Below are 18388 nucleotides of genomic sequence, written 5' to 3'. Positions count from 1 at the left end.
GCCCTGCACCCGCCCACCGACACGCCCCGCGCCATCGCGCGGGCCCGTGCCTGACCGGATACACCATGACTGCTTTCGACAAACACCAGGTTTCCCGCTTCCGCTTCGTCCGCTGCGAATTCGCCGCGGATACCGGCGTGGCCAGGCTGGTCTACGCCTTTGATGACGGCCCGGAGATGGTGGAAACCATCACCGTGCCCGGCGCCCCGTTCGTGCTGGACGAAGCGCGTAGCGCCGCCGTGCAGCGCGCGCTGCAGCTGCTGCACCTGATCGCCGGTGTCAGCTACTACAAGGCCGGCGTACCGGATACGGTCAGCATCGACAGCTACAGCATCGATGCCGATACCGCCGCGCTGGTGGAGACCATTTACCTCAACGGCCTGGGCGAATTCGCCTACCGCAACGGCCTGAACCTGCGCGGCCGCTTCCGGTTGCCGGTGCAGGGCGTAGCTGCGCAGGCGCCGGCGCTGGGCCTGCAGCCGCACGCGCTGGTGGCCATCGGCGGCGGCAAGGATTCGCTGGTCAGCATCGAAGCGCTGCGCCGTGCCGGCGTGGACGAGACCGTGACCTGGATCGGTGGCTCGCAGCTGATCCGTGCGTGCGCCGAGCGCACTGGCCTGCCGACCTTGAACCTGGGCCGCACGCTGGCACCGGAACTGTTCGAGTTGAACCGCCAGGGCGCCTGGAACGGCCATATCCCGGTGACGGTGGTGAACTCGGCGATCATGGTGCTGGCCGCGTTGCTGCACGGCGTGGACCAGGTCGTGTTCTCCAACGAGCGCTCGGCCAGCTACGGCAGCCAGATTCCAGGCACCGGCGAAGTGAACCACCAGTGGTCCAAGGGGTGGGCCTGCGAGCAGGCCTTCGGTAGCCATGTGCAGAAGTACGTGGCGGCGGACCTGCAGTACTACTCGCTGCTGCGCCCGATGTCCGAGCTGGCGGTGGCCCGCCAGTTCGCCAAGAGTGACTTCTACGACGCGCATTTCTCCAGTTGCAACCGCAACTTCCACATCCTCGGCGAGCGCCCGGTGAACCGCTGGTGCGGCGTCTGCCCGAAATGCCATTTCGTGTTCCTGGCGCTGGCCCCGTTCATGCCCAAGACGCGCCTGGTGCGCATCTTCGGCCGCAACCTGCTGGACGATGCCGAGCAGGCCGGTGGCTTCGATGCGCTGCTGGAATTCCAGGACCACAAGCCGTTCGAGTGCGTGGGCGAAGGCCGCGAATCGCGTGCGGCGATGGCGACCCTGGCACAGCGCCCGGAGTGGAAGGAAGACGTGCTGGTGAAGCGCTTCTGCAACGAGATCCAGCCGCAGCTGGATGCCGCCGAACTGGAACTGGCACCGCTGCTGCAGCTGCAGGGCGAGCACCGTGTTCCAGCTGCGCTGTGGGAACGGGTGCGTGAAGATTTCGAAGCTTGAAGGAAAGCGCGTCGCGCTGTGGGGCTGGGGCCGTGAGGGCCGCGCCGCGTTTGCGGTGCTGCGCGCGCGCCTGCCCACGCTGGCATTGAGCCTGTTCTGCCCGGCGTCCGAGGTCGAGGCGGCGCGTGCGGAAACGAAGGGCGCACTGGACGTGCGTGGCGAGCCTTCCGCTGAAGCGCTGGCCGCGTTCGACGTGGTGATCAAATCGCCCGGCATCAGCCCCTACCAGCCGATCGCGATGGCGGCTGCAGGGCAGGGCACCAGCTTCATCGGTGGCACCGCGCTGTGGTTCGCCGAACACGCGGCCGACGATGGCACCGTGCACGACACCGTGTGCGTGACCGGTACCAAGGGCAAGAGCACCACCACCGCGCTGGTTGCGCACCTGCTGCGTGCCGCCGGCCATCGCACCGGCCTGGTCGGCAACATCGGCCTGCCGCTGCTGGAAGTGCTGGATCCGCAGCCCGCGCCGGAGTACTGGGCGGTGGAACTGTCCAGCTACCAGACCGGTGAGGTGGCACGCAGTGGCAGCCGCCCGCAGGTGGCGGTGGTGCTGAACCTGTTCCCGGAACACCTGGACTGGCACGGCAGCGAACAGCGTTACATCGAAGACAAGCTGCGGCTGGTGACTGAAGCCGCACCGCGCATCGCTGTGCTCAACGCCGCCGATCCGCACCTGGCCGCGCTGTCGCTGCCCGACAGCGAAGTGGTCTGGTTCAACCAGCCGCAGGGCTGGCACATGCGCGGCGACATCGTGCATCGCGGTGAGCAGGCCGTGTTTGATACCCGCAACACGCCGCTGCCAGGCCGCCACAACCGCGGCAACCTGTGCGCGGTGCTGGCCGCGCTGGAAGCGCTGGGGCTGGATGCCGCGGCGCTTGCGCCGGCGGTGCAGGACTTCCGTCCGCTGCCGAACCGCCTGCAGCGCATCGGCGTGGCCGATGGCCTGACCTACGTCAACGATTCGATCAGCACCACGCCGCATGCCAGCCTGGCCGCGCTGGAGTGCTTCGCCGGCCAGCGCATCGCGCTGCTGGTGGGGGGGCATGACCGTGGCCTGGACTGGACCGATTTCATGCAGCACATGGCGCACGATGTGCCGCCGGTGGAGATCGTGACCATGGGCAGCAACGGCCCGCGCATCCACGCGATGCTGCAGCCGTTGGCCGACGCCGGTCGCTTCGGCCTGCATGCGGCGGGCGATCTCGCCGAGGCGATGGCCTTGGTGCGTGCCGCGCTGGGCGAACAGGGCGGGGTGGTGCTGCTGTCGCCGGGTGCACCGAGCTTTGGTGCGTACCGCGACTACGTGGCGCGTGGCCGTCATTTCGCCGAGCTGGCCGGCTTCGATCCGGACAGCATCAGCGCGATTCCCGGGCTGGGTATCGGGTGAGGGGTCGGATCCCTTTCCGCAGGAAAGGGCTCTGACCCCGGCGGGATCCTGTGCAGCTATCCACGCATGGCGTGGATCTACAGATCTTCGTCGATGAACGCGTAATCGCCGTCAATCAGCTGCTGCAGGTAGGCGTCGAAGCTGGGGGCGATCACCGCGTAGCTGTCCGGATCGTGCAGGTAGCGCACCACCTGGCCGACCGTGCCGCCCGGCGCGGGATCGAAATCCAGGTACAGCATCGAGGTGCCGCCGTTGTTCATGCAGTGCGAGAAGCACAGGCGGCGGTTCATCGGCAGATCGGCGTCGATGCCCTCACCCAGGATCTCCGGTTCGTCATCCAGCCACTCTTCGTAGATCGAACGGATGCTGTCGTCCCACTGCTGCTGGTCTTCGAAGATCTGTGCGACCGACCGCAGGTAGTACGGATAGCCGCCGTCCTCAACGTCCGAGCCGAGCATCAGCACGCACACCTCGCCGCCTGGATACTCGCGGAAATGGGTGCCATCCACGCCCGACAGCAGTTCGACCAGGCTGTCCGGCACCTGCGGCCACTGCACACGCAGGCGCTGCAGGTCTTCGGCGCTGGCGCCCTGGACGTGGATCCATTGCGAGGCGTCATCAGCAGGCAGGCGCGGGTTCAGGCCAGACAGAAAGCGGTCAACAACGTTCATACGGAAAATGGGGACGGAGGGGATTAAGTCGTATCCAACCACACCTGCGTCACGTCGCCAATGCAGAATGCGACGCGGGAGGGGCAAATGCGGCTTAATCCCCTCCGTCCCCTTTTTCTTGCGGAGCAGGCGCATGAATCGTTGGCGATGCGGTGTGGCGGTGATCCTGGGGCTGGCGGCGATGCCGGCGTGGGCGGCGATGAAGACCCAGCCGGTGGAATGGAAACACCAGGGCACGACCTTCAGTGGCGTGCTGGTCTATGACGACGGCGACAACGACAAGCGCCCGGGTCTGGTGATGGTGCCGAACTGGAAGGGCGTGAACGAATCGGCGGTCGAAAAGGCCAAGCAGCTGGCCGGCGATGATTACGTGGTGCTGGTGGCCGATGTCTACGGAAAGGGCGTGCGGCCGAAGACCGATGCCGAGGCCGGGCCGGTGGCAACCAAGCTGCGCAATGACAGGCCGCTGCTGCGCGCACGTGCGCTGGAGGCGGTGAACGTGCTCAGGGCGCAGGCGGGCAAGGTGCCGCTCGATGCCGGCCGGATCGGCGCGGTGGGCTTCTGTTTCGGCGGCACCACGGTGCTGGAACTGGCCCGTGCCGGTGCGCCGCTGGCCGGTGTGGTCAGCCTGCACGGTGGGTTGAGTTCACCGCTGCCGGCGCAGGCCGGTGGCAGCCATCCGTCGGTGCTGGTGCTCAACGGCGCCGACGACAGGAGCGTGACCGCCGAGGACATCGCTGGCTTCCAGAAGGAAATGGACGCGGCCAAGGTCGAGTGGGAGTTCACCAACTACAGCGGTGCGGTGCACTGCTTCGCCGAGCGCGATGCCAACAGTCCGCCGGGGTGCCAGTACAACGAGCGGGCGGCGAAGCGCGCATGGAAGGCGCTGGATGAGTTCTTCGAGGAACGCTTCGAGAAACGTTGATTCGTGCAGTGGTAGTGCCGGCCGCTGGCCGGCAACCTCATGATGCTGCGGATGTCATCGGGAATGCCGGCCAGCGGCCGGCACTACCGATGCTTCAGTGCCGACCAACGCTCGGCACCCACCGGAATGCCGGTTTGGTGGGTGCCGACCGTTGGTCGGCACACCTCAGCCGGTCAATGCGAGCGCTGCACCGCGTAGCGGGCCAGGCCGCGCAGGGCGGCCACGGCATCGTTGTCGCCCAGGCCGTCGAGCGCGCGCTCGGCGGCTGCGGCATATTCCTCGGCACGCGCGCGGCTGTACTCCAGGCCGCCGGTGGCACGGATCGCGGCCAGCACTTCCGGCATCGCCGAGGCGTCACCGTCCTGCACGATGGTGCGCAGGCGCTCGCGGGTGGCGTCGTCGGAGTGGGCCATCGCGTGGATCAGCGGCAGCGTGGCCTTGCCCTCGGCGAGGTCGTCGCCCAGGTTCTTGCCCAGCTCCTCGGCGTTGGCCGAGTAGTCCAGCACGTCGTCGGCGATCTGGAACGCGTAGCCCAGATGCATGCCGTAGTCGAACAAGGCATGCTGGGTCGCTTCATCCACGCCGCTGGCCAGCGCGCCCAGGCGGGTGCCGGCGGCGAACAGCACCGCGGTCTTGCGCTCGATCACGCGCAGGTAGGCGGCTTCGTCGGTATCCGGATTGTGCACGTGCAGCAGCTGCAGCACTTCACCCTCGGCGATGCGGTTGGTGGCGTCGGCCAGGATCTGCATCACCGGCATGCGCTCCAGCTCGACCATCAGCTGGAAGCTGCGCGAGTACAGGAAGTCGCCGACCAGCACGCTGGGCGCGTTGCCCCACAGTGCGTTGGCGGTGCTGCGGCCACGGCGCAGGCTGGATTCGTCCACCACGTCGTCGTGCAGCAGGGTGGAGGTGTGGATGAACTCGATGATCGCCGCCAGCTGGTGGTGCTCCGGGCCGGCCTGGCCGACCGCATGGCCGGCCAGCATCACCAGCATCGGGCGCAGGCGTTTGCCGCCGGCGGAAATGATGTGGTCAGCGATCTGGTTGATCAGCACGACGTCCGAGGACAGCCGGCGCCGGATCAGGGCGTCGACGGCGGCCATGTCGGCCGCGGCAAGCGACTGGATCTGGGGCAGGCCCAGGGCGGGACGGGTGTCTTCGGTGATGGTCATGCGATCAGGCTTTCAGGCTCACCACCGATTATAGGCGCTGGCCGTGAATTCGGGCGCAAACCGGCCCGAGCGGCAATTCCAGCCCGGCCTGCGCGGCCCTCCGCGTGAATACGTATGCAGGTTGCGCCATGCCTGGGAGCCCGCCGCTAAGCTTGCCGGATCAGGATTTCGGCCCGCTGCCGGCGGGTCCCGCATGCCCGGAGGGGGGCTGTCGATGTCGCACTATCCATGGTGGCGCGGAGCCGTCATCTACCAGATCTACCCGCGCAGTTACCTCGATGCCAACGGCGATGGCGTGGGCGATCTGCCCGGCATCATCCAGCGCCTGGACCACATTGCCGCGCTGGGCGTGGATGCGATCTGGATCTCGCCGTTCTTCAGGTCGCCGATGGCCGACTTCGGCTACGACATCGCCGATTACCGCGATGTCGACCCGCTGTTCGGCAGCCTGGACGACTTTGACCGCCTGTTGGCCAAGGCCCACGGCCTGGGCCTGAAGGTGATGATCGACCAGGTGCTGAGCCACACTTCGATCGAGCATGCGTGGTTCCGTGAGAGCCGCCAGGACCGCAGCAATCCGAAGGCCGACTGGTACGTCTGGGCCGACCCGCGCGAGGATGGCACCCCGCCCAACAACTGGCTGTCGCTGTTCGGCGGCTGCGCCTGGCAGTGGGAGCCGCGCCGTGAGCAGTACTACCTGCACAACTTCCTGGTCGACCAGCCGGACCTGAATTTCCATCACCCGGACGTGCAGCAGGCGACCCTGGACAACGTGCGCTTCTGGCTCGACCGCGGCGTGGATGGCTTCCGCCTGGATGCGATCAACTTCTGCTTCCACGACGCACAGTTGCGTGACAACCCGGCCAAGCCCGCCGACAAGCGGGTGGGGCGCGGCTTCAGCCCGGACAACCCGTACGCCTACCAGTACCACTACTACAACAACACGCAGCCGGAGAACCTGCCGTTCCTGGAGCGCCTGCGCGCGCTGCTGGACGAATACCCGGGGGCGGTCAGCCTGGGCGAGATCTCTTCGGAAGACTCGCTGGCCACCACGGCCGAGTACACCCGCGATGGCCGCCTGCACATGGGCTACAGCTTCGAGCTGCTGGTGGACGACTACAGTGCGGCCTACATCCGCGATACGGTCTCGCGCCTGGAAGCAGCGATGACCGAAGGCTGGCCGTGCTGGGCGGTGTCCAACCACGATGTGGAGCGCGCGGTCAGCCGCTGGGGCGGCCACCCCGCCGACCCGCGCCTGGCGCGGATGCTGGTGGCGATGCTGTGCTCGCTGCGCGGTTCGGTCTGCCTGTACCAGGGCGAGGAGCTGGGCCTGGCCGAGGCCGAGGTGCCGTTCGAGGCCCTGCAGGACCCCTATGGCATCACCTTCTGGCCGAATTTCAAGGGCCGTGACGGCTGCCGTACCCCGCTGCCGTGGACCGATGCACCGCTGGCCGGCTTCACCACTGGCCAGCCCTGGCTGCCGATCCCGGCCGAACACCGGGCCGCGGCGGTCGCCGTGCAGGAGCGCGACCCGCATTCGGTGCTGGCGGCGTTCCGCGCGTTTCTGGCCTGGCGGCATACCCAGCCGGCCCTCCTGCATGGCAGCATCAGATTTCTTGAAAGCGCCGAGCCCGTGCTGCTGTTCGAGCGTATGCTTGCAGATGAAACCCTCCTGCTGGCCTTCAACCTGTCGGCCGAAGCGGTGAGCCATCCGCTGCCGCCGGGCAACTGGCAGCAGGTGGTGGTACCGGGCCCGGATGCGGGCACGGTGCAGGGCAATGAACTCCAGCTGCCGCCACGCGCGGTGTATTGCGCCCGACGCAGCTGACCGTTTTCTCCGGTGGCGGTACTTGCGGGGACGGGGCCGAAGCGCCCCGTCCCTTTTTTGTGGCTGGGCCTTGCCGACCAGCGGCCGGCATCCGCGCAGAGGAAAACCCGCTGCCTGCGCAGCGGGTTTCCGGTCCTGCTCCCTGTTTTCTGTTGCCGGCCAGCGGCCGGCACTACCGGGTCCGGGCTGCCGGGCAGGGCCCGGCGCTGCCTCAGAACTTGTAGTTCACGCCCAGCATGTAGGTGCGGCCCCATTCGATGTACTCCAGCGGGCGGTCCTTGCTGCCGGCGTAGGTGCGGTACGGCTCGTTGGTCAGGTTGCTGCCCTGCAGCAGCAGGGTCAGGCCACGCAGGGCGCTGCTGTCGCTGAAGGTGTAGCTGACCTGCGCATCGGTCACGTTTTCGCCGACGACATAGCGCAGGCTGCGGTTGCCGTTGAAGTTGCCGATCTCACCGATGAAGTCCGACCGGCGGCGCTGGCTGACGCGTGCTTCAAAACCGCTGCGCTCGTAATAGGCAGTGAAGTTGTACACGCGCTTGGACAGGCCCGGCAGGCTGATCGGGTCACTGCCGACGCTGGAGGCGCTCTCCGGATCCAGGATGGTGATGTCGCTCTTGTTGAAGGTCGCGCTGGCCTGCAGGCCGAAGCCACGCAGGCTGTCGGTCAGCATGTCCAGCGGGAACGATGCGGTCAGTTCCAGGCCCTTCAACGTGCCGCCCTTGCCGTTCTGCGGCGCGGAGAAGGTGCCGGTGGTCAGCACCGGCGCGGTCATGCCCGGCGGCGGCACGTAGCTGCCCAGCAGCGCGGTGAAGTCGTAGTTGTCCACCGATTGGGTATAGACGTAGCTCTTCAGGTCCTTGTAGAAGATCGCGGCAGCCACGTAGGCCTTCTCGCCGAAGTACTTCTCATAGGACAGGTCCAGCGCGGTGGCGCGCCACGGATCCAGCAGCGGATTGCCACCACTGCCGCCCGGCCGGCCGGTGCCGGTATCCACGCCGAACTCCAGGCCGGCGCGCATCTGGTCCACGCGCGGGCGCGCGACCTGCTTGGCGGCGGCGAAGCGCAGCGTCTGCTGGTGGGGGAACATGAAGGCCAGGTTCAAGCTCGGCAGCCAGTCGTTGTAAGTGCGGCCGTTCGAATACGGCTGCACGTTGTTGCCGGCTGACTGCGAGCTGTCCCAGTAGCGCGAATCCGAGCTCTGGTCAGTGTGCTGCATCTGCACGCCGATGTTGCCGCGCACGCCCACTTCACCGATGTCGGTGTTGATGTTCAGGCGCGCCCAGGCGGTGGTGATCTTCTCTTCGACCGTCCACGACTTGGGGATCAGGTAGTCCAGGTTGTCGACCGGGTTGAAGGTCATGTAACGACCCACAGCGGCCGGTACGTTCCAGGCCGGGATGGTGCCGAGGCCGGCGAAGCCCAGGTCCACCGGACGGTACTGCAGGTCCGAGGCGATGTTGGCATCGCCCTGTGCGCCGAGCAGGATGTTGCCTTCGGACTGGGTCTTCACCTTGCGGCGGTCGGCATAGTTCACGCCGATGTCGATGTCCGGTGCCCACGAGGCGATGGCATCAGGAAGGGCGATGGTGGCAGCCAGCTTGCCGCCCTTCAGGCGGTCTTCCACCTGCGGCACCTTGCCGTAGCCGGAGCCGTAGATCGTGTTGGTCAGGAACAGCGCATCGGGGTTGGAGTAGTTCAGGCCCGGGGTGATCTGCGAGAAGCCGTCCTGGCGGATCGACACGCCGACCGTATCCAGTTGCGGCATCGGGGTCAGCTGCAGGTTGTTTTCCAGGTTCAGCTCGTCGCGCGTGGCCTTGGAGTAGTTCAGGTCGGCGACCAGCTTGACGCCGCCGAAGTTGAACTCGTTGTTCCAGCCGAACGCATCGATCTTGTCCTTGCGCTTGTTGTACATGCCGCGCACCAGCGGATACACGCCGCTGGCGGTGCCGCCGGTGAACGAGCCGTTGGCGTTGACCTGCGGGTTGCTGACCAGCAGGCCCGGGGTGTAGTTGCCGTTGTAGTTGCTGAGGTTCAGCTCGAACTGGTTGGCGGTGTCGATCTGCTCGGCTTCGGTGTGGAAGGCATCGAAGGTGCTGGTCCAGCTGTTGTTCGGGCGGAACTGGATCGTGGCCATCACGCCGTCGCGCTTGTTGTTGCCGGTGCGGCGCAGCGCCTTGATGCCATCGGAGAAGTAGGTGCCGGCACCCACGCCCGGGCGGTCGCCCTTGTCGGTGTGCTCGGTGGTCCACGGCTCGTACAGGCCGACCTGGTTCTCCTGGATCGGCATGTCGCTGTGTGCATAGCCGATGGCGATGCCCAGGGTCTTGTCCAGGAACTGGTCGATGTAGCTGGCGCTGAAGCGGTTGCCGTACGGATCGGTGTTGGCGGCGCGGCCCAGCGAGCTCTTCTGGTAGCGGCCACTGACCGCGATCACGCGCTCGCCGAAGCTGAGCGGGCGTGCGGTCTGCATGTCGATGGTGCCCGACAGGCCCTGGCCGACCAGCGCCGCGTCCGGGGTCTTGTACACCGTCACGCCGTTGACCAGCTCGGACGGGTACTGGTCGAACTCGACGCCGCGGTTGTCGCCGGTGCTGACCACTTCGCGGCCATTGAGCAGGGTGGTGGCGAAGTCCGGCGACAGGCCGCGCACGCTGATCACCTGCGCACGGCCGGCCACGCGCTGGGCGGCCAGGCCGGGCAGGCGCGAGATGGATTCGGCGATGCTGACGTCGGGCAGCTTGCCGATGTCTTCAGCGGAGATTGCCTCGACCACCGAGGTGGCGTCCTGCTTGACCGCGATCGCGCTCTCGATGCCGCGGCGGATGCCGGTGACCTGCACCGTATCCAGGTTGGTGGCGGCGGTGCCGGCCGGCGTGGTGGTGTTCTGCGTGGACTGTGCCGACGCCAGCGTCGGCGCCAGGACAACGGCCAGCGCGATGCTCAGCGCGCTGCGCTTGTGGTTCAACATTTTCCCCTCCCAGGCAATGTTGCAGATCGATTTGTGAGCGTTCCGGCGGGGCCGTGAACGTGCGACGCGGTGGCCGCTGTCGTCGCCGCTATGGTAGGCAGCGCGTTCTTCGCGGGAATCACCCTGCATACGTATTCAATGGCGTCTGCAGGGTTGTAATCGCTTTCAGGTGCCTTGTTCGGTAGAGCCGAGCCCATGCTCGGCTGCGTTTCGGTGCTACGCACCGCCGCCCGAGCATGGGCTCGGGCGCTACGGGAGCGCAGGTAGGAAAACGTTCAGTGGATGGGCGTGAAGCGAATGGCCTGCCCACCGCCCGGTGCCAGCACCAGCGTCAGTGCATCGGCACTGGTCACCTCGCGGGTTTCGCGTGCGAACGCGAACGGGTTGCTGCGGAAATCAGCGCGTTCACCATCGCGGTAGATCTCGGCGCGATAGCGCACGCCTGGCTCCAGGAAGCCCAGCGGTACCGGCAGCACGCGGCCGTGTTCGTCGGTGATGCTGCCGAGGAACCAGTCGCGGCTGTTGCGGTCGCGGCGCACGATCGTCACGTAGTCACCCACTTCGCCATCGAGCACGCGGCTCTGCTCCCAGTCCACCGCCACGTCCTCGATGAAACGGAACGCCTCGCGATGCTGCAGGTAGTGTTCGGGCAGGTCCGCGGCCATCTGGATCGGGCTGTACAGCACCACGTACAGGGCAAGCTGGCGGGCCAGCGTGCTGGGAATGGCCTGGCCGTGGCGGCCCTTCAGGCTGAGGATGCCGGGGGTGTAATCCATCGGCCCGGCCAGCATGCGGGTGAACACCAGGTTGACCTCGTGCTCGGGCGGGTTCGGTGGCTGGCCCCAGGCGTTGTACTCCATGCCGCGCGCGCCTTCGCGTGAGATCCAGTTGGGATAGGTGCGGCGCAGGCCGGTATCCTTTATCGGCTCATGCGGGTTGACCGACAGGTGCCGGCGCGCGGCTTCCTGCACCACCTTCAGGTGGTGGCGGGCCATGAACTGCCCGTCGTGCCACTCGCGCCACAGTGGGCCCCCGGCCGGATTGCGGCGGTCGACCTGGCCGTCGTCGCAGACGTAGCCGGTCTTGAACTGGTCCACGCCCAGCCGTGCATACAGCTCCAGCGCGGCACCCAGCTGGTCCTCGTAGTGCTCGATGGCGCAGCCGGTTTCATGATGGCCGATCAGGTGCACGCCCTTCTTCAGGCCATACGCCGTCAGCGCTTCAATGTCGAAATCAGGCGTGGCACGGGTGAAATCGAAGTCGTAGCCATTGCCCACCCACATGCCATCCCAGCCCGGGTTCCAGCCTTCCACCAGCACGCCGCGGAAGCCGTGCGCGGCCGCGAAGTCGATCACCTTCCTGGTCTTGGCGGTGGTGGCCGCGTGCTTCGGTCCGGTTGCCCAGCTCTCGTTGTCCAGGTGCATCGACCACCACACGCCCAGGTACTTGGCCGGCTTCACCCAGCTCACATCGCCCAGCGCGTTGGGTTCATTGAGGTTGAGGATCAGGTCCGATTCGACCAGGCCACCGGCACGATCGGCGATCTGCAGCGTGCGCCACGGCGTGGCGAAGGGCAGGGTGCGGCGTACCTTCCAGCCTTCGGCCGAGGGCGACAGCTGCGCGCGCAGGCGCTGCCCCTCGGTGCGCCGCAGCCACATGCCGGCATAGTCCACCAGCGCTGCCTCGTGGATCGCCAGATGCAGGCCATCGCGGCTGCGCAGGGTCATCGGCGTATGCACCAGCGGCACTTCGCGCAGCGGCGTGCGCTGATACAGGTATTCGTAGTGGATCGGTTCGCCGGCGGGAATCCACCAGGCGGTTGATTCGGGCGCGATGGCGAACTCGGTCAGTTCGTCATCGATGATGGCTTCGCGCAGGTTCGGTTGTTCAGGGAACACATAGCGGAAGCCAAGGCCATCATCGTAGACGCGGAACACCACATCCAGCCGCCGCTTGCGGCCGGTGGTTTCAGCCAGCTGCACGGTCAGCTCGTTGAAGTGGTCGCGGGTGAGCCGGCGCTCGCCCCACGGCTGCTCCCAGGTGTCGTCGACGCTGCGCCGCTGCTGGCCCAGCAGGGCGAAATCGCGGTCCAGGCGACCGTCGCGCAGGGCAAAGCCAAGCTTCGAATCGTCCACCACGGTGTCGCCCAGGCGCTCGACACGGTAGCGGGCGGTGCCGCCGTCCAGCAGCAGACTGACCTTCAATACCTTGCCCGGCGATTCGACGCTGGCCACCTGTGGCGCGGCCTGTACCAGCGTGGCCCACCCGATCAGGGCCAGGCCGAGCATGTGCGCGAACACCGCGCGTACAGCAGTGGATGACATCGGCAATTCCCCTCCCAAGGCGCCGTTGGCAGACCCGGACCATAAGCCAGCGCGGCGGGCGCGCCACCGCGCGATGCCATGAATACGTATGCAACTGGACGCAGCCGACAGCCCCGCGTCTACCATGGGGCCCAGGCACCTTGAGGGAGGGGCCGCGCCCGCCCGCCGGCAACGACGGTGCGGACCTACAACGCGTGCAGAGAGGGAGGGAGGCCGACGGGCGCAAGCCGGTCCGCCGCTTCGATGCTGAAGATCATTTGCCTGACCGCTGCCCTGGGGGCAGCGCTGGGATCGACCGCGCAGGCGGCCGACCTGCAATTCGACGGTCGCCATGCGCGCGCCGAAGCCGCTGCCAAGGGCAGCTTCGTGCTGCATGCGCCGAAGGGCGCAGTGCAGATCGCAGCCGCACCGATGCGCAGCCAGACCGGCAGCGTGATGTTCGATGCCCTGTTCGCGCTGGCCCAGCAGGAGATGTCCCAGGACCGCGTGGACGCGATCCGCGATCCGGCGTTCGACGAGGGGCGGCCGGTCCCGTGCGAGTGCTTCCAGACCGGTGCACGCTGGCCCTATGTGTGGACCCGTGATGTCAGCTTCGCCGCCGACCTGGCGCTGGCGCGGCTGGACCCGCAGCGCACCCGGCAGTCGCTGCAGTTCAAGCTGTCGGCAGCCCGTGACGGGCGTACGCCCGGCCTGTTCGTGGCGCAGGACACCGGTTCCGGCGGCAGCTGGCCGATCAGCAGTGATCGCGTGGTGTGGTTCCTGGCGGCACGCCACCTGCTGGAGGACCGAGCGTTTGCCGATCAGGTCTGGCAGGCGCTGCAGGGCGCGCTGGCGCAGGACCGCGCGATGGTGTTCGACGCGCAGATGGGTCTGTACCGCGGCGAGACCTCCTTCCTGGACTGGCGCGAGCAGACCTATCCAGACTGGACCCGTGAGGACGTGCGTTTCATCGGTGATTCCTACGCACTGTCCACCAACGTGCTGCACTACCAGGCACTGCGCCTGGCCGAACGCCTGGCCGGGCAGCACGGCGATGCCCGCGCGACCGACTACAGGGCCTGGGCCGATGCGTTGGCGCAGCAGATCAATGCGCGCTTCTGGCGCGAGGATATCGGCCAGTACATGAGCTACATCGGCGAGGCCGCGCACCCGGTGCCGTACGCCAAGGTCGATCTGCTCGGCCTGTCGCTGGGCATCCTGGCCGAGGTGCTGCCGCCCGAGCGCGCGCGGCGTGCGCTGGCGGCGTATCCGATGGGCCCGGCCGGCAGCCCGGTGGTGTGGCCGCAGGAGGCGCAGCAGCCGATCTACCACAACCGCGCGATCTGGCCGTTCGTCAGTGCCTATTCGCTGCGCGCGGCGCGCCAGCTGGACGATGCACCGCGCATCGCCGCCGAGATCCGCTCGCTGATGCAGGGCGCCGCGCTGGCCGGTTCCAACATGGAGAACTACGAGCTGGTCAGCCAGGCGGTGCATGTTGACGAGGGCGTGCTGAGCGGCCCGGTGGTCAACTCCGAACGCCAGCTGTGGTCGGTGGCCGGCTATCTGTCGATGGTGGTCGAGGGCGTATTCGGCGTGCAGGACGATGGCCGCGTGCAGCCCAAGCTGCCGGCCGTGCTGGTGCCCGAACTGTTCGGCAATCAGCGCCGCATCTCCCTGGAGGCCGATGGCAGGCGTTATGTGCTGGAGCGACCGAAGCAGGTGGGTGATGGCCTGCTGGTGGCGGGCAAGGTGAAGACCCGTGGCGCCACCACCACCGTGCAGCTGGTGCCCGCCGCAGCGGCGCCACGCAGCGCGGCGACGACGGCCGACGCAGATGCGCGCGCACCAGCCACGCCGGCCGCACCGCAGGTGCAACGCAAGGGCAGGGGCTGGAATGTCGTGGTCGCTGCAGGCCAGGTGCTGTGGCAGGACGGCCGGGCGCTCGCCGCCAGCAATGGCCTGGCACGCATCGGTGACGATGGCCTGCAGCATTGCCTCAGCCTGACCCGGCGCGACGGTGCAATTGAATCGCTGCACAGCCCGATGGTATGCGTCGGTCCGCAGCAGCGACTGAAGGGTACGCAGCGCTGGCAGTTCACCTCCGCCAGGGCCGGGCAGGTGCGCCTGCGCCTGCAGTACCGCAATCCGAACGGGCCGATCAACACCGGCGTCACCGCTGCGGTGAAGCAGCTGGTGCTGCAGTGCCCGGGCCAGCCGTTGCAGCGGCACACCGTCACCCTGCCGCACAGCGTGGCCGTGCAGGACTCGACCTCGGCGACATTCACGGTGCCCAAGGGCCGATGCACGGTCACGCTTGAAGAAGGCTTCAACATGAGCGCGCTGCAGCACTTCGCGCACTACACCGGGGGCAAGGGCGGACGCGATGGCGTGCTCAACCAGGCCCAGGTGCAGGCGCTGATGGTGGCGCCGGTGGCCGCGGCAGAGGGCGCACGATGAATCGTACCGCCAAGCCGCAGCTGTCGTTCTGGCAGATCTGGAACATGTGTTTCGGCTTCCTGGGCATCCAGTTCGGCTTCGCCCTGCAGAACGCCAATGCCAGCCGCATCTTCGAGACGCTGGGCGCGGACATCGACGCGGTGCCCGGGCTGTGGATCGCCGCGCCGCTGACCGGCCTGCTGGTGCAGCCGGTGATCGGTTACCTGTCCGACCGCACCTGGACGCGCTGGGGGCGCCGCCGTCCTTATTTCATGATCGGAGCGGTGCTGACCACGCTGGCGCTGCTGGTGATGCCGAACTCGCCGACGTTGTGGATCGCCGCCGGCACGCTGTGGGTACTCGATGCCTCGATCAACGTGTCGATGGAGCCGTTCCGCGCCTTCGTCGGCGACCAGCTGGCGCCGCGCCAGCGTCCGGCCGGTTATGCCATGCAGAGCTTCTTCATCGGCGTGGGCGCCATCGTCGCCAGCTTCCTGCCGTTCATCCTGGCCCACTTCGGGGTCGCCAATACGGCCGCCGCAGGTGAGGTGCCTGATACCGTGCGCTATGCGTTCTACTTCGGCGCGGTGGTGCTGTTGGCGGCAATCACCTGGACGGTGGTCAGCACCCGCGAATACTCACCGGCGGAGCTGGCCGGTTTCGATGACGCCGAACCTCCGTCACATCACGCAGCGGCGCCGATCAGCGGCCCGGCGCCCTGGGTGCAGGTGGCCGGATGGCTGGGGCTGGGCGTACTGCTGGCGCTGCTGATCACCTGGCGGCAGGGCGACCGGATGCTGTACGTGCTGGCCGGCCTGTGTGCCGGCTATGGCCTGCTGCTGGCGCTCGCGCGTACGCTGCCGGCCACGCACATGCTGGCCGCCATCGTCGGCGACCTGCGCGCGATGCCGGTCACCATGCGTCGCCTGGCGTGGGTACAGTTCTTCTCGTGGTTCGCGCTGTTTGCGATGTGGATCTACACCACCGCCGCGGTGGCTGGCGCCCATTTCGGTTCGACTGAACCAGAGTCGGCGGCCTACAACGAGGGCGCCAACTGGGTGGGCGTGCTGTTTGGCGCCTACAACGGGTTCGCCGCGTTGGCGGCGGTGCTGATTCCACTCATGGTGCGTGCGATCGGCCTGCGCTGGAGCCACCTGGTCAACCTGTGGCTGGGCGGTGCCGGCCTGGTCTCGCTGATGTTCATCCGCGACCCGCACTGGCTGCTGCTGTCGATGGTCGGCGTCGGTTTCGCCTGGGCGTCCATCCTCTCGCTGCCGTATGCACTGCTGTCCGACAGCGTGCCGGCATCGAAGATGGGCGTGTACATGGGCATCTTCAATTTCTTCATCGTGATCCCGCAGCTGGTGGCGGCCAGTGCACTCGGCTTCGCCCTGCGCACGTTGCTGGGCGGCCAGCCGATGCATGTGCTGGTGCTGGGCGGCTGCAGCCTGTTCATTGCCGGCCTGTGCGTGTTGTGGGTTCCGTCCCGTCCGGAGGTGGTGTGATGCGTGCTGCGTTGTCTGTTGCTGTTTCCTTGATGCTGCTGGCCGGCCATGCGGCGGCCGCGCCGCGCCCGGACTATGTGGGCACCACCGAACCGTTCGCCAGCGATGCGGTGTACTTCGTGGTCACCGACCGCTTCGTCAACGGTGATCCGTCCAACGATCACCGTGACCAGGGCGGCGTGCACCGCACCTTCGATATTCCGGTGCCATGCCCGGACAAGGTGGACGGCAACATCGGCTATCTCGGCGGCGACTTCCGCGGCGTGCTCGACAATGCGCAGTACATCCGCAACCTCGGCTTCGGCGCGGTGTGGATCACGCCCATCGTCGACAACCCGGACGAGGCCTTTACCGGCAGCAAGCCGATCAGCTGCACCAGCACGCTGACCGACCGCGGCAAGACCGGCTACCACGGGTACTGGGGCATCAACTTCTACAAGCTCGATGAGCACCTGCCCAGCAAAGACCTGGATTTCGCCGGGCTGACCAAGGGCCTGCACGGTGCCGGCTTGAAGGTGGTGCTGGACATCGTAGGCAACCACGGTTCGCCGGCCTGGACCATGCCGACACGGCAGCCGCAGTTCGGGCAGATCTTCGACAAGGACGGAAAACTGATCGCCGACCACCAGAACCTGCCGCCGCAGGAACTGGATCCGAAGCACAACCCGCTGCACGCGTTCTACAACAGCATTGGACCGGTCGACAGCAAGGACGGCTCGATCTTCGATGGCAACCTTGCCGAGCTGTCCGACTTCAACCAGGACAATCCGGCGGTGATGGACTACCTGGTCGGTGCTTACCTGCAATGGGCCGCTCAGGGCGTGGATGCGCTGCGCATCGACACCATCGGCTGGTTGCCGCACCCGTGGTGGCATGCCTTCGTCAAGCGTATCCGCGCCGAGCACCCGGGCATGTTCATGTTCGGCGAAGCGTTCGATTACGATGCCGCGCGCATTGCAGAGCACACCTGGCCGGCCAACGCCAACGTCAGCGTGCTCGACTTCCCGTTGCGCGGTGCGCTGGAGCAGGCGTTCGGCACCGCCGGCAAGGGCTTTGAAACCCTGGCCGAGCCGCTGCACCTGAGGGGGGGGCCGTATGCCAACCCGTACGAGCTGATGAGCTTCTACGACAACCACGACATGCCACGACTGCAGGCCAGCGACAGTGGCTTCATCGATGCACACAACTGGCTGTTCACCGCGCGCGGCATTCCGGTGGTCTATTACGGCTCGGAGACGGGCTTCATGCGTGGCCGTGCCGAGCATGCCGGCAATCGCGCTTACTTCGGCCAGCCGCGTGTGGATGCTGCGCCGAAGAGTCCGATCTTCGCGCCGCTGCAGCGTATCGCCCGGCTGCGCGCAGCCACTCCGGCGCTGCAGCGCGGCCTGCAGGTGAACGAGCGCCTGCAGGGTGATGAGGCGGTGTTCTTCCGCGTGCTGCAGCATGGCGAGGTGGCGCAGACCGCGCTGGTGCTGCTGAACAAGGGCGACAGTGCGAAGACCTTCACCGTGGCGCGGTACGTCCAGGCGGGCCGCTGGCGTGATGCGCTGGACGGCGGTTCGTTGCAGGTGGATGCTTCCCTGAAGGCCGAAGTGCCGGCGCACGGGGTGAAGGTGTACGTGCTCGATGCCACCGTGCAGCACCCGGCGCTGCAGGCCGAGCTGGACAAAGCGATGGCCGACCAGCGGGCGCGGGACGTGCGGCTGGGGCGGTAGTGCCGGCCGCTGGCCGGCAACCCATGAATCCATGGCACCTTCAGGTGCCGGCCAGCG

The 18388-nt window shown here is 67.2% G+C and carries 11 protein-coding genes; 7 read left to right on the top strand and 4 right to left on the bottom strand.

The window, feature by feature from the left end:
- Window positions 1-65: 65 nt before the first annotated feature.
- A complete protein-coding gene (gene murL / locus J3A72_RS19390) occupies window positions 66-1418 on the top strand; it encodes a UDP-N-acetyl-alpha-D-muramoyl-L-alanyl-L-glutamate epimerase (RefSeq protein ID WP_014646280.1) in 1353 nt (450 codons plus the stop codon).
- Window positions 1399-2808 (top strand): UDP-N-acetylmuramoyl-L-alanine--D-glutamate ligase, encoded by a 1410-nt coding sequence (gene murD / locus J3A72_RS19385; RefSeq protein WP_075076577.1) that lies wholly within the window; start codon window positions 1399-1401, stop codon window positions 2806-2808. The genes murL and murD overlap by 20 nt, the downstream gene beginning before the upstream one ends.
- A gap of 77 nt (window positions 2809-2885) precedes the next feature.
- Here the strand turns inward: murD and J3A72_RS19380 are convergent, their stop codons facing one another.
- Window positions 2886-3479: an SMI1/KNR4 family protein gene (locus J3A72_RS19380; protein ID WP_075076572.1), complete on the bottom strand. Its 594-nt coding sequence runs from the start codon at window positions 3477-3479 to the stop codon at window positions 2886-2888.
- Between the two features lie 133 nt (window positions 3480-3612).
- On the opposite strand from J3A72_RS19380, the gene J3A72_RS19375 reads away from it, so the two are divergent.
- The gene (locus J3A72_RS19375) at window positions 3613-4404 is read left to right on the top strand and encodes a dienelactone hydrolase family protein (protein WP_075076571.1); all 792 of its coding nucleotides are present in this window, start codon (window positions 3613-3615) and stop codon (window positions 4402-4404) included.
- Between the two features lie 173 nt (window positions 4405-4577).
- Here J3A72_RS19375 and J3A72_RS19370 read toward each other — a convergent pair whose 3' ends face one another.
- On the bottom strand, window positions 4578-5576 hold the full coding sequence (locus J3A72_RS19370) for a polyprenyl synthetase family protein (RefSeq protein WP_075076570.1): 999 nt from the start codon (window positions 5574-5576) through the stop codon (window positions 4578-4580).
- Window positions 5577-5790: 214 nt separating this feature from the next.
- On the opposite strand from J3A72_RS19370, the gene J3A72_RS19365 reads away from it, so the two are divergent.
- Window positions 5791-7404 carry an alpha-glucosidase family protein gene (locus tag J3A72_RS19365; RefSeq protein ID WP_032957799.1) on the top strand — a complete coding sequence of 538 codons (1614 nt, stop codon included), beginning with the start codon at window positions 5791-5793 and terminating at the stop codon, window positions 7402-7404.
- A gap of 211 nt (window positions 7405-7615) precedes the next feature.
- Here J3A72_RS19365 and J3A72_RS19360 read toward each other — a convergent pair whose 3' ends face one another.
- Window positions 7616-10372, bottom strand: a complete 2757-nt coding sequence (locus J3A72_RS19360; protein WP_053494617.1) for a TonB-dependent receptor — start codon at window positions 10370-10372, stop codon at window positions 7616-7618.
- A 275-nt stretch (window positions 10373-10647) separates the two neighbouring features.
- Entirely contained in the window at window positions 10648-12702 is a 2055-nt protein-coding gene (locus tag J3A72_RS19355) for a glycoside hydrolase family 97 protein (protein WP_075076569.1), read from the bottom strand.
- Between the two features lie 237 nt (window positions 12703-12939).
- Between J3A72_RS19355 and J3A72_RS19350 the strand changes: the two genes are divergently transcribed.
- From J3A72_RS19350 to J3A72_RS19340, 3 genes are read left to right on the top strand one after another with little or no spacing between them, the layout of a single operon-like run.
- The gene (locus J3A72_RS19350; protein WP_075076568.1) at window positions 12940-15132 is read left to right on the top strand and encodes a Six-hairpin glycosidase-like protein; all 2193 of its coding nucleotides are present in this window, start codon (window positions 12940-12942) and stop codon (window positions 15130-15132) included.
- Entirely contained in the window at window positions 15129-16616 is a 1488-nt protein-coding gene (locus J3A72_RS19345; protein WP_075076567.1) for an MFS transporter, read from the top strand. Before J3A72_RS19350 ends, J3A72_RS19345 begins: the two co-directional genes overlap by 4 nt.
- On the top strand, window positions 16616-18331 hold the full coding sequence (locus J3A72_RS19340; RefSeq protein ID WP_075076566.1) for an alpha-amylase family glycosyl hydrolase: 1716 nt from the start codon (window positions 16616-16618) through the stop codon (window positions 18329-18331). Before J3A72_RS19345 ends, J3A72_RS19340 begins: the two co-directional genes overlap by 1 nt.
- The last annotated feature ends 57 nt before the right edge of the window (window positions 18332-18388 follow it).

The organism is Stenotrophomonas sp. PvP093, from assembly GCF_017876915.1.
In the GTDB taxonomy this organism is placed as follows: Bacteria; Pseudomonadota; Gammaproteobacteria; order Xanthomonadales; family Xanthomonadaceae; genus Stenotrophomonas; species Stenotrophomonas muris.
Note: the sequence above shows the minus strand (reverse complement) of the source record. Positions and strands in the feature narration are given on the sequence as shown.